The sequence below is a fragment of the Aeromonas sp. LsrichE-8G genome (genome assembly GCF_022869435.1).
Lineage (GTDB): Bacteria > Pseudomonadota > Gammaproteobacteria > Enterobacterales > Aeromonadaceae > Aeromonas > Aeromonas caviae.
On the sequence record NZ_JALIHH010000064.1, the window covers coordinates 45,206 to 55,961 of the forward strand.

Sequence of the window (10,756 nt, forward strand, 5' to 3'; positions counted from 1 at the left end):
TCAATCATGATTTGAGGAAAAAATATGAGACGTTCTGACGAGCCAATTTACTGGGGTCTGTTTGGTGCGGGTGGCATGGTGGTTGCCATGCTGCTGCCGGTCATTGTCCTCATCACAGGTCTGCTGGTGCCCATGGGCATCATGGACGTGGAGACCATGAGCTACGAGCGCGTGCTGGCATTCGCCAGCTCCTGGTGGGGTGCCTGCATCCTGCTGGTGATCATCGCCCTGCCCGTCTGGCACGGCATGCACCGCATCTACCACGGCCTGCATGATCTGGGGATCCACACCACCAAGCTGCACCACTATGTGTTCTATGGCTTCGCCTTCCTGGTGTCCGCCATCACCGTCGGCCTGCTGATGGTGCTGGTGCTCCAGTAAGCACATCCTGACTGCATGACAAACCGGGCCCAGTGCCCGGTTTTTTTATGGCCCCTCGGCGGCTCATCTCCATCCGGCAGCTGGCCTGCGCGCTCGTTCGGCATCCGTCACCAGAGTCGCGGTGCCGGTTCACGGCCGTTTTCCGCGTAGTAGAGCGACGGCAGAAATTGCGCCAGATAACTGAACTCGCTGTAGCAGTGGCGCATCAGGTTCAAGCCTACCTCGTCCGGCACCTCGTCAAGCGGATTGGTGCAGGCCTTGCCCAGCAGGAAGCGGCTGCGCAGCACACAGCCGTATGGGGTATCGCGCGCCAGGTGCAACATCTCGCCATCCAGCGGCGCCCCCTGCTCATCCAGCGCCACCTCGTCGCCAAAGCCGATACGGGCGCAGATGGCGGCAGAGAGAGCCTGCGTCTCCCGCGCCTCGTGTAGCGATTGCGGGGCGAACACCTCTTCGGCACCGTGGAACTTGAGGCGAGCTGCCACCGGCGGCAGCTCGGCAAGCCACTCCACCGCCTCTATGCTGGCTCCCACGAAGCGCTCCCCTTTTTTCCAGTGATGATCCCAGCCCCGGTGCTCGACATGATCGTGGGGGTGCCACCACCTGATGTGCTGGGTCGTCTCGAAGAAGGTGAACCACCAATCCAGCATGCGCCCCTTGCAGCCGTGCAGATCGGTGCGGATGGCGACCGTCAGCAGGCCGTCGGTGCTGCGGGTCAGACCCATTTCCAGGCGAAGGGGTTGCGGACTGAGCAACTCGTTGATGTCATTGACGCCCCAGGGGGCAAACAAGGCAGAAGGATGCATGATATGACTCCCATAAATTTAGGAAACGAAGTTCGTTTCTTAAATTACGCTATGCCTGTATGCTTAGTCTGTCAATGCTTTCCAGGAGCCCATCATGTCGCACCAAACCGATGAAGAGACACGCTCACGAGGCCGCCCGCTCACCCCGGAAGCGGATCTGCGTGCCGCCCTCGCCGAGGCAACGCTGACCTTGCTGCTCAAGGGAGGATACGGCGCCGCGACCGTGGATGCGGTAGCCAAACAGGCGGGGGTTGCCAAGAAGACCCTCTACCGCTTTGCCGCCAATCGCGACGAACTGGTGGCGCAGGCGGTGCGCAGCTGGACCGATGCCTTCCAGCCGGCCTTCGAGCAGGATGCCACTCACCCAGGCGCCCTGGGGGAGATGCTGGAGCAGGGCTTGCAGGCGATTGCAGATCAGGTGCTGAGTGCTCAGGCGGTGGGCATGTTCCGGCTGCTGCAGCATGAGTTCACGGGGCGCGATGCCCTGCTGGCGGCCTATCAGGAGAACGGCATTGCGCGCGGCAGGGCGACCCTGGCCAGCTGGTTGCAACGCCAGCAGCAACTGGGCTGGCTGCGCGAGCTTGATTCAGCCCAGACCAGCGATCTGCTGCTGGCGATGACCATGGCGGAGCCGCTGCGCCAGATGGCGCTCGGCTTGCTGGCGCCAGGCAGCGACATCCGCGCGCGCATCGCCGCCGCCGTTGCTCTGGTCCTGCCCGGCCTGGTGCGAGGGTAGGCGTCCTTCCTCAGCATGCCACCTCCTGCCATTGAGCCAGCAAGGGCGCAGGGATGGCGCCGTAGCGCAGGGTCGGGGTCTGGTGCCACTGCGCCAGCTTCTGGATGGCCTTGCCCAGATCCTGGGCCAGGGTCCGGGTCACCCTGACCCCGTCTTCCAGATAGAGGCTCTTGACCTCAAACACCCCCTCCTTGCGATGGGCCTTGGCGTCCATCCTGCCCACCAGCTTGCCGCGATGCAGCAACGGCAGCACGAAATAACCGTACTGGCGCTTGGGGGCCGGGGTATAGCACTCGATGCGATAGTCAAAACCAAACAACTCGCTGGCCCGCTTGCGATCCCACACCAGCGGGTCAAAGGGCGAGAGCACGGCGGTGTGGCTCGCCTTGAGGGTGCCCGCCTGGGCCCGGACCAGCTCATCGGCCAGGGAGGCGTGAACGAAGGCTCCGTGCTGCCACCCCTCCACTCGTACCGGCAACAGCTCCCCCTCGTCCGCCAGCTGGTGGAGCAGGGCGTCGTATTTCCCCCGTTTAAGGCGATAGTAATCCGCCACCCAGCCGGTCTTGACCAGCCCCAGCGCCCGGCAACTGGCTCGCACCATGTCCCGCCGGGCGAGATCAGGACTCGGCAGATCCCGCTCGTCGTTCCACTCCGGCATGACCCGCTCGGCGAGATCGTAGACCCGCTGGAAATTGCGCCGTTCGCGCACCATCAGCTGGCCTGCGGTAAACAGCACCTCCAGGTGGCGCTTTTCGGGCTTCCAGTCCCACCAGCCGTTGCCCTTGTCCCCCTTGCGCTCGAAGTCTGCCGCCCGCACCGGGCCATCCTGGCGTATGCGCTCGACTATCTGCGCTATCTCGCCGCCGTGGGTCTTGAGCCACTGGGCGGAGAACTTCCAGCCCATGGCGGCTGGATCCAGCATGCGATGGCGCAGCAGCCGGTAATCTTCCCGGGGGACGAAACAGGCCTCATGAGCCCAGTATTCGAAGAGGTCACCATCGGCCAGCAGTTGTTCCAGCCAGCGCGGATCGTAGTGGCCGAGGCGGCTGAACAGCACCAGATAGGGGCTGCGAGCCACCACGGAGATGGTGTCTATCTGCAGCAACGCCATGCGGCGAATGCAGGCGAGCAGGTCGGCGGGGGTTGCTCTGGTGCGGCGCGGGGTCAGCAGCCCCTGGGCCGCCAGTTGCAGGTGGCGGGCGTCTTGCAATGAGAGGTGGGGGATCGACATGGAGATAGGGGCATCCGTTCCTGGGTATCAGGCCACCAGCATGCCCAACTCATGGCCAAATGAAAACGCCCGGCTCAGGGTTTGGTGAACACCGCCACATCCGCATGAGGAAACTCGACCTCTGCCTGCCAGCGGACCGCCAGGGCACGGAACGAGGCCTCGGCGAAGAAGACGATGTGGGTGGGATCGTGGCGATAGCGCCAGGTCTTGAAGCGCTCGTCCCCCAGCACCCGCTGGGTCTGCAACACCAGCACCCCGCCGGGCTTGAGGCAGCCCCAGAGCGTGTCCAGCACAGCGCGGGGGGTGGCGATGTGCTCTATCACCTCGGTGCTGGTGATGAAGTCGTATTGCCTTGTCAGGCACTCGGGGTCGTTGGCATAGAACTTGTCGTAGCCCGCCATCTCGAAGCCCGCCTCCCGCCCCATGGCGATGAGGGCAGGCCCGGGGCCGCAGCCAAAATCGAGGCCGCTGGCAGAAGGCGACACCCGGGCCAGCACCTCGCCAAAGGCACGCATCAGAAAGGCCCGGTAGCGGGGATCGTCCACCCGGTTGTCGTGCCCGTCATAGACTGCCTTCTCGGCCCCCTCGTCCAGGTGGTCCGCCTCGTCCATCCAGACCAGCTCGCACGCCAGGCAGCGGTAATAGCCCTTGCCCGCCACCGGCAGGGCATGGTGCCGAGGGGAGAGACACAGGGGACAGTGAACAGGGGATGACATGGCAGCTCCTCGGGTGGCGACAGCGGGGCAGATTGCCTGCCACGCCCGCTGCTGGCAACTGTTTTGTCTGGTGCCCCCATTGCCCACCGTTCACCCCCCGCCAGTTTTTTTCGTCTTTTTTTGCGCCTTAAGGGTTTCTTAAGTTTGCCCTTTTACTCTCATCCCATCGCAAGAGAAGGAGCCAACCATGACCATCGAGATCCAAGCCCCCTACCGGTTGATCCTGGCCGAATCCCCGCAGCAGGTCATGGCGCTGCAAACCTATATCCAGGCCGCCTACACCCTCGAGTTCAACGCCCGCATTCCCCATTTTCTGCCCTGCCTGCTCGGGCTCTACCGGGCTGATGGCGTACTGGTCGGTGCCTGCGGCCTCAATCAGGCCTGCCATGGCGAGCACGAGCAACCGCTCTATCTGGAGCAATATCTGGAGCAGCCTGTCGAGGCCGCCATCGAGACCCGTCTCGGGGTACGTCCGGCCCGCCACCGCATCATCGAAGTGGGCAATCTTGCTTGCAGCGAACCGGGTCACGCCCGCCTGATGTTTGCCGCGCTGTGTCGTCTGCTGTGTGACAACGCCCTGGACTACGTGGTGTTCACCGGCACCGCCAAGCTGCGCAACAGCTTTACCAGCCTGCGTCTCAACCCGGTGGAGCTGGCACTCGCAGAGGCCCATCAGGTGGGAGAGGATGCCAGTGCCTGGGGCGAATACTACCGTTGCCAGCCCAAGGTGATGGCAGGCGACATCAACCAGGGGCGCGAGGTGCTCGCACAGAGCAGCCTGCTGCTCAACCTGCTGGGGCCCATGCCCCGCCTTTTTAACCATGCCGACATCGACAGGAGGTGTGCGCAATGACGCTGTTCGACACCATCGCCCACCATGCCAGCCAGACCCCGCACCAGCCTGCGCTGCTAGGCAGCCAGAGTGAGCTGGATTACCAGAGCCTGTGGCAGCAGATCCAGCAACTGGCTGGCGTGCTGCAAGGGGCCGGCATCCGCCGCCTGGCCCTGCAACTCGACAACGGCCTGCCCTGGGCACTGATCGATCTCGCCTGCACCTGGGCCGGCATCGTGGTCATCCCGGTTCCCCACTTCTTCAGTCCGGCGCAGCAGACGTGGCTGCTGGAAAGCAGCGGAGCAGACGCCCTGGTCGGCCCGGAGCACCAGGGATGGCAAGCCGCCTCGCCCCTCGTGCTCATGGCAGGCAGGCCCGATGAGCAGGCCGTGCCCCTGTGGCGCCGCATCCCGGCCCGCCTCCCCGAGCTGCCTGCGGGCACCGCCAAGATCACCTATACCTCGGGCACCACGGGGCAACCCAAGGGCGTCTGCCTGTCGCTGGAACAGATGACGGCGGTCTGCGGATCCCTTGCCCTGCGGGTGGCCCCTGCCCGGGTTGAGAAACACCTGACCCTGCTGCCCCTCACCACCTTGCTGGAGAACCTGACCGGCTTGTATGTACCGCTGCTGACCGGCGCCTGCAGCCGCATCCCTTCCCTGGGGGAACTCGGCTTCTCGGGCTCCAGCAAGCTGGATCCTGCGGCCCTGGCCCAGGCACTGCTGCGCTGGCCCAGCCACAGCCTGGTGTTAGTACCCGAGTTGCTGCGCCTGCTGCTGGCCCTGTGCCTCAATACCCCTGCCCTGGCGACACAGCTCGGCACCCTGCGCTTCGTCGCCGTGGGCGGCGGCAAGGTCGCCCCCGAACTCATCGCTCACGCCCGTGCGGCGGGGCTGCCGGTCTACGAGGGATACGGTCTCTCCGAATGCGGCTCCGTGGTCGCCCTGAACGGCCCCCTGGGGGATCGCCCGGGCAGCGTCGGCCTGCCCCTGCCCCACTGCCAGGTGACGATCGCCGCAGACGGCGAAGTCATGGTCAGCGGCAGCGCCATGCTGGGCTACCTGGGGGAAGAGGGCGAGACGGGCAGCCAGATCGCCACAGGGGATCTGGGTCGGATCGACGAGGAGGGCTATCTCCATATCACGGGGCGCAAGAAGAACGTGCAGATCACCGCCTTTGGCCGCAACTTCTCCCCGGAGTGGGTGGAAGCCCAGGCCCAGCTCTGCCCGGCCATCGCCCGCATCGTCATCTTCGGTGATGGTCAGCCCGCCAACGTGGCCCTTATCCAGCCGCTGCCGGGCAGCCAGTCCCAATTGCCAGAGCAGATTGCCCGGCTCAACCAGCAGTTGCCCGATTACGCCCGCATCCATCACTGGTTGCCGGTCGCCCTGGATCAGCTCCCTGGCCTCCTGACGGCCAACGGGCGCCCCCGTCGCAACGAGATTTATCACCATTTTTCCCGGCAGATCAGCCAATGCCTCACAGGAGAGACCTCATGAGCTTCTACCAGACCCTGCAACAAGCCACCGCCTGCGAGCGCGAACGCCTGTTCAACGCCCCCATCATCGAGGCCTGCCGCCGCGGCGACATCAGCCGTGACACCTACCTCGCCTTCCTGGCACAGGCCTACTACCACGTGCGCCACACGGTGCCGCTCCTGATGGCCACCGGCGGCAAGCTGGGGCAGGAGTACGAATGGGTGCGTGGCGCCATCAGGGAGTACATCGACGAGGAGTACGGCCATCAGGAGTGGATCCTGAACGACATCCGTGCCTGCGGCGGTGATGCCGAGGCGGTGCGCCACGGCCAGCCGGGCCTGCCCATCGAGTTGATGGTGGCCTTCCTCTACGACCAGATCCAGCGCGGCAACCCCATGGGGTTCTTCGGCATGGTGCAGGTGCTGGAAGGCACCAGCGTCGCCATCGCCCTGACCGTCGCCGACCAGCTCAAGAGCGGTCTGGGTCTGCCGCCCCAGGCCATGAGCTACCTGAGCTCCCACGGGGCCCTGGACCAGGAGCACCTCAAGTTCTTCGAATCCCTGATGAACCGGGTGGAAGATGCTGCCGATCAGGCCGCCATCATTCACGCCGCCAAGGTGGTCTACCGCCTCTATGGCGACATGCTCTATCAGCTCACGGGATCATGCCAATGAAGCTTGAAGGCAAACGCATACTGCTGACTGGCGCCAGTGGCGGCATTGGTGAAGCCCTGGCCCATGAACTGGCGGCCCAGGGTGCCCATCTGCTGCTGCACGGTCGTCGGGCCAGCGCCCTGGAGCGCCTGCGCCGGGAGCTGCCTCATCCGGATCGCCACCAGACGGTGACGGCCGATCTCGGCTCTCCCCATGAGCGGGCGCAGCTGCTGCAACATCCGGCCCTGGACGAAGGGCTGGACGTGCTCATCAACAGTGCGGGCTGCAACCAGTTCGCCTGGCTGGAAGATCAGAGCAGCGAGCAGGTGACACGCCAGTTGCTGCTCAACGTCGAGGCGCCCATCCAGCTCACCCGGGCCCTGCTGCCCCGGCTGCGCAAGCCCGCCATCATCATGAACATCGGCTCCAGCCTCGGGGCCATCGGTTTTGCCGGCTACAGCGTCTATTGCGCCAGCAAGTTCGCCATGCGCGGCTTCAGCGAGTCCCTGGGGCGGGAGCTGGAGGGAACCGGCATCGAGGTGCTGCACTTTGCCCCCCGCGCCACCCGCACCCACCTCAACTCCGAGGCAGCCTATGCCATGAATGCCGAGCTCGGCACCCGGACCGACAGCCCACAGGACGTGGCCGAGGAGGCCGTCATCGCCCTGTGCAACGAGACACGCCGCCGCTGGCTCGGCTGGCCGGAAAAGCTTTTTGTGCGGCTCAACGGCCTGCTGCCCGCCTTGGTGGACATGGCCCTGGCCAAGCAGCGCCCGACCATCGAGCGCCACGCCCGCCGCACCGCCTCCCCTGCCCCCGATCACAGGAGCGATCCCGCCTGTGCGACAAACGAGAAGGAACATTGAGATGAAGCACACCACTTTCCGTCCCCGATTTGGTCACGGCCCCCTGTTGCTCGTCCTGGGAGGCCTGCTGGCAAGCGGTCTGGCACAGGCCGCCGATGCCCTGCCCACCATTCAGCAGGAGTGGGCCCACTGCCAGTACCAGCAGACCGGCAACGCCAAGGAGAGCTGCCTGGAGAGCCTGAGTGCCAAGGCCGATGAGGCGAGCGCCAAGGAGGCATTTCGCACCGATCTGCTGATCTGGTCCGCCATCGTCAAGAGCACCTGGGCGGGGGCCAAGGGCGGCCTCGGCGCCCTTGGTCTGGTGAAGGAGGCCAAGGCCAAGCTCGAGATCGCCATCAAGCAGGATCCCAAGGCGCTGGAAGGCTCGGCCTACACCAGCCTGGGCTCCCTCTACTACCAGGTACCGGGCTGGCCGGTGGGCTTTGGTGACGACGAGAAGGCGGAGAAGCTGCTCAAGCAGGCGCTGGCCATCAATCCCACCGGCATCGACCCCAACTTCTTCTACGGCGACTTCCTGCTGGATCAGGGTGACAAGGCACAGGCGAAGGTCTATCTGGACAAGGCCCTGGCCGCCCCGGCGCGCCCTGGCCGCGAGGTGGCGGACGAGGGCCGCAGAATGGAAATTCGCGAGCGTCTCGCCAAGCTGTAAACACAAGCAGCACAGTGTGCTATTTCAACTCTGCCCACCAGCTTGCATACTGGTGGGCAGTGTCGTTTGAGGGAGAGAACAATGCGGATCCTGTTGGTGGAAGATGATGTGATGCTGGGAGACGGCATGGTGGATGCCCTGCGCAGCAGCGGCTACACGGTGGACTGGCTCCAGCAGGGGATGCCGGCCCTCTCGGCACTCAAGAGCGAGGAGTTTGCCGCCCTTGTCCTGGATCTCAACCTGCCGGACATCGACGGCATCAGCCTGCTGCGCAAGTTGCGCCGGGAGGGGCAGACCCTGCCCGTGCTCATCCTGACCGCCCGTGATGCCCTGGACGACCGGGTACTGGGGCTGGATGCAGGCTCCGACGACTACATGGTCAAACCCTTCGCCCTGCAGGAGCTCAACGCCCGGCTGCGCGCCCTGGTGCGGCGCAGCAAGGGGCAGGCCCAGGCGGTGCTGGAGTACGGGGAGCTGCAGCTCTTCCCCGCGTCACAACAGGTCACCTATCGGGGCGAGCCGGTCAAGCTCACCCCCCATGAGTACAAGCTGTTGCAGGAGCTCATCACCCAGAGCGGCCGGGTATTGAGCCGGGATCAACTGCAACAGAGCCTCTACGGCTGGGACGAGGGGGCAGAGAGCAACGCGGTGGAGGTGCACATTCACCACCTGCGCAAGAAATTCTTCCCCGAGCTCATCCGCAACATTCGCGGCGTCGGTTACATCGTGCCCCAGCTCGACGTCCAGGGCGCAAGAGGAGCCTCCGCCCCATGAGCCGTGTCCGTTCCATCCGCCGTTTCCTGCTCTCCGGCATCCTGGCCCTGGTCAGCCTCAGCCTCGCCATCAGCGGCCTTATCGGCTACCTGCAGGCCAACCACGAAATGGAAGAGCTGTTTGATGCCCGTCTCGCCCAGTCCGCCCGCATCACCAACCAGTTGCTCAGCCGCTATCTCAAGCAGAGCGGCGAGCTGCCGCGCAACGGCACCGTGTACCAGGAGTGGGTGCAGGCCGTCCCCGAGACGCCCCACATCGAGAAGGGCGGCTTCTTCCAGTTCGGCCAGGACAACGAGTTCACCCCCTATGGCCATGAATTCGAGCACAACCTCTACTTCCAGTTGCTGAGCGAGCAGGGCGCCGTGCTGCTGCGCTCGCCCAATGCCCCGGCCCAACCGTTGACCACCCTGGAGCGGGGCTTCAACAGCGAGACCAAGGATCACCACGAGTGGCGCACCTTTACCCTCTACAACGAAGGTGAACAGACCTGGCTCATCGTGGCGGAGCGGGATGACGAACGCAGCGAGCTGGCCAGCAAGATGGCCACCCTCACCATGCTGCCCCTCTTCATCACCCTGCCCTTCCTGCTCGGTCTGCTGTGGTGGCTGATCACCCGGGGGCTGTCACCGCTGCACCAGCTGGCGCAAGCCATCGGCGAGCGTCATCCCGCCAACCTGAGCCCCCTCAATCTCGCCATCAAGGCCGAGGAGCTGACGCCGCTGGTGGGGGAGATCAACCGGCTGATGCACGCCCTCGCTGACACCCTGGATCGGGAGAAACAGTTCACCAACGAGGCCGCCCACGAGCTGCGCACGCCCCTCGCGGTGCTACGCATCCACAGCGAGAACGCCATGACGGCCGAGGATGATCAGAGCCGGGAGCAGGCCCTGCGCAAGATGCTCTTGGCCCTCGATCGCAGCGACCGGCTTATCCGCCAGTTGCTGACCCAGGCCCGCATCGACAACCAGCAGAGCCCGGCCCTCACCGCCCTTCCCTTGTTCCCCTTGTTGCAGGGCACCCTGGCGACCCTGGCCCCCATCGCCCTGAAAAAGGATCAGCAGCTGTCCCTGGAGGGCGCCGAACAGGTGCAGGTAATGGGACAGGCGATGTTGCTGGAGCTGATGTTCGGCAACCTCATCGACAATGCGCTGCGCTACACCCAGGTGGGCGGCGAGGTCGCCGTGGTGGTGAGCCAGGTGGGCAACCGGATCCGGGTGGATGTGCGGGACAACGGCCCCGGCATCCCCACCGCCGCCCTCTCCCGGCTGTGCGAGCGCTTCTTCCGGGTCAATCCCCAGCAGGGGGATGGCGTGGGCCTTGGCATGGCCATCGTCTCGCGCATCGCCCAGCTTCACGGAGCGGATCTCGACATCCACAACCGTCCTGAAGGGGGGCTCGAAGTGAGCGTGCTGCTGCCCGCCTCGCGCCAGGCATGACGGGTCAGCCTTTGCGCACGCCATGAAAAACGGGGGCCAGGCCCCCGTTTTTCAGGTTCTTCGCGGGATCTTGGGGAAGTGGAAGTTGACAGACAGGGTGCTGGTAAACTGGCTGTCTCCAAACACACCACCACCATCACCCTGCTGTCGCCGTGCATCATATTGATATTGCCTCCTTCTGGCCAGGTTATACCGTCA

General features: G+C 64.9%; 12 protein-coding genes. 9 read left to right on the plus strand and 3 right to left on the minus strand.

The window, feature by feature from the left end; genetic code table 11:
* The first annotated feature begins 24 nt into the window (after nt 1-24).
* On the plus strand, nt 25-381 hold the full coding sequence (gene frdD / locus MUW49_RS12025; RefSeq protein ID WP_010673803.1) for a fumarate reductase subunit FrdD: 357 nt from the start codon (nt 25-27) through the stop codon (nt 379-381).
* Between the two features lie 107 nt (nt 382-488).
* On the opposite strand, the gene MUW49_RS12030 is transcribed toward frdD, so the two are convergent.
* Nucleotides 489-1,187, minus strand: coding sequence for a hydrolase (locus MUW49_RS12030; RefSeq protein WP_244812827.1), 699 nt, complete (start codon nt 1,185-1,187; stop codon nt 489-491).
* Between the two features lie 94 nt (nt 1,188-1,281).
* Between MUW49_RS12030 and MUW49_RS12035 the strand changes: the two genes are divergently transcribed.
* Entirely contained in the window at nt 1,282-1,923 is a 642-nt protein-coding gene (locus MUW49_RS12035; RefSeq protein ID WP_128345145.1) for a TetR/AcrR family transcriptional regulator, read from the plus strand.
* Between the two features lie 10 nt (nt 1,924-1,933).
* Here the strand turns inward: MUW49_RS12035 and MUW49_RS12040 are convergent, their stop codons facing one another.
* Nucleotides 1,934-3,154 (minus strand): winged helix-turn-helix domain-containing protein, encoded by a 1,221-nt coding sequence (locus MUW49_RS12040; protein ID WP_244812828.1) that lies wholly within the window; start codon nt 3,152-3,154, stop codon nt 1,934-1,936.
* Between the two features lie 74 nt (nt 3,155-3,228).
* Nucleotides 3,229-3,870 carry a class I SAM-dependent methyltransferase gene (locus MUW49_RS12045; RefSeq protein WP_202040258.1) on the minus strand — a complete coding sequence of 214 codons (642 nt, stop codon included), beginning with the start codon at nt 3,868-3,870 and terminating at the stop codon, nt 3,229-3,231.
* A gap of 187 nt (nt 3,871-4,057) precedes the next feature.
* On the opposite strand from MUW49_RS12045, the gene MUW49_RS12050 reads away from it, so the two are divergent.
* The 7 genes from MUW49_RS12050 (at nt 4,058) to MUW49_RS12080 (ending at nt 10,558) form a co-directional block, all read left to right on the plus strand.
* On the plus strand, nt 4,058-4,723 hold the full coding sequence (locus MUW49_RS12050) for a thermostable hemolysin (RefSeq protein WP_202040259.1): 666 nt from the start codon (nt 4,058-4,060) through the stop codon (nt 4,721-4,723).
* Complete coding sequence (locus MUW49_RS12055) at nt 4,720-6,201, plus strand: AMP-dependent synthetase/ligase (RefSeq protein ID WP_244812829.1); 1,482 nt, start codon at nt 4,720-4,722, stop codon at nt 6,199-6,201. The genes MUW49_RS12050 and MUW49_RS12055 overlap by 4 nt, the downstream gene beginning before the upstream one ends.
* Nucleotides 6,198-6,854 (plus strand): iron-containing redox enzyme family protein, encoded by a 657-nt coding sequence (locus MUW49_RS12060; RefSeq protein ID WP_039039563.1) that lies wholly within the window; start codon nt 6,198-6,200, stop codon nt 6,852-6,854. Before MUW49_RS12055 ends, MUW49_RS12060 begins: the two co-directional genes overlap by 4 nt.
* Entirely contained in the window at nt 6,851-7,699 is an 849-nt protein-coding gene (locus MUW49_RS12065) for an SDR family oxidoreductase (protein WP_244812830.1), read from the plus strand. The genes MUW49_RS12060 and MUW49_RS12065 overlap by 4 nt, the downstream gene beginning before the upstream one ends.
* Nucleotide 7,700: 1 nt before the next feature.
* Nucleotides 7,701-8,348 (plus strand): tetratricopeptide repeat protein, encoded by a 648-nt coding sequence (locus MUW49_RS12070; RefSeq protein ID WP_045525602.1) that lies wholly within the window; start codon nt 7,701-7,703, stop codon nt 8,346-8,348.
* A gap of 81 nt (nt 8,349-8,429) precedes the next feature.
* Nucleotides 8,430-9,122 carry a response regulator gene (locus tag MUW49_RS12075; protein ID WP_041215642.1) on the plus strand — a complete coding sequence of 231 codons (693 nt, stop codon included), beginning with the start codon at nt 8,430-8,432 and terminating at the stop codon, nt 9,120-9,122.
* A complete protein-coding gene (locus MUW49_RS12080) occupies nt 9,119-10,558 on the plus strand; it encodes an ATP-binding protein (protein WP_045525604.1) in 1,440 nt (479 codons plus the stop codon). The genes MUW49_RS12075 and MUW49_RS12080 overlap by 4 nt, the downstream gene beginning before the upstream one ends.
* The last annotated feature ends 198 nt before the right edge of the window (nt 10,559-10,756 follow it).

Excerpts from the sequence above, each read along its gene's own strand:
- MUW49_RS12045 (WP_202040258.1), bottom strand. The coding sequence starts at position 3,870 with ATGTCATCCCCTGTTCACTGTCCCCTGTGTCTCTCCCCTCGGCACCAT.
- MUW49_RS12065 (WP_244812830.1), top strand. The coding sequence starts at position 6,851 with ATGAAGCTTGAAGGCAAACGCATACTGCTGACTGGCGCCAGTGGCGGC.
- MUW49_RS12075 (WP_041215642.1), top strand. The coding sequence starts at position 8,430 with ATGCGGATCCTGTTGGTGGAAGATGATGTGATGCTGGGAGACGGCATG.
- MUW49_RS12080 (WP_045525604.1), top strand. The coding sequence starts at position 9,119 with ATGAGCCGTGTCCGTTCCATCCGCCGTTTCCTGCTCTCCGGCATCCTG.
- MUW49_RS12030 (WP_244812827.1), bottom strand. The coding sequence starts at position 1,187 with ATGCATCCTTCTGCCTTGTTTGCCCCCTGGGGCGTCAATGACATCAAC.
- MUW49_RS12060 (WP_039039563.1), top strand. The coding sequence starts at position 6,198 with ATGAGCTTCTACCAGACCCTGCAACAAGCCACCGCCTGCGAGCGCGAA.
- MUW49_RS12040 (WP_244812828.1), bottom strand. The coding sequence starts at position 3,154 with ATGTCGATCCCCCACCTCTCATTGCAAGACGCCCGCCACCTGCAACTG.
- MUW49_RS12050 (WP_202040259.1), top strand. The coding sequence starts at position 4,058 with ATGACCATCGAGATCCAAGCCCCCTACCGGTTGATCCTGGCCGAATCC.
- frdD (WP_010673803.1), top strand. The coding sequence starts at position 25 with ATGAGACGTTCTGACGAGCCAATTTACTGGGGTCTGTTTGGTGCGGGT.
- MUW49_RS12070 (WP_045525602.1), top strand. The coding sequence starts at position 7,701 with ATGAAGCACACCACTTTCCGTCCCCGATTTGGTCACGGCCCCCTGTTG.
- MUW49_RS12035 (WP_128345145.1), top strand. The coding sequence starts at position 1,282 with ATGTCGCACCAAACCGATGAAGAGACACGCTCACGAGGCCGCCCGCTC.
- MUW49_RS12055 (WP_244812829.1), top strand. The coding sequence starts at position 4,720 with ATGACGCTGTTCGACACCATCGCCCACCATGCCAGCCAGACCCCGCAC.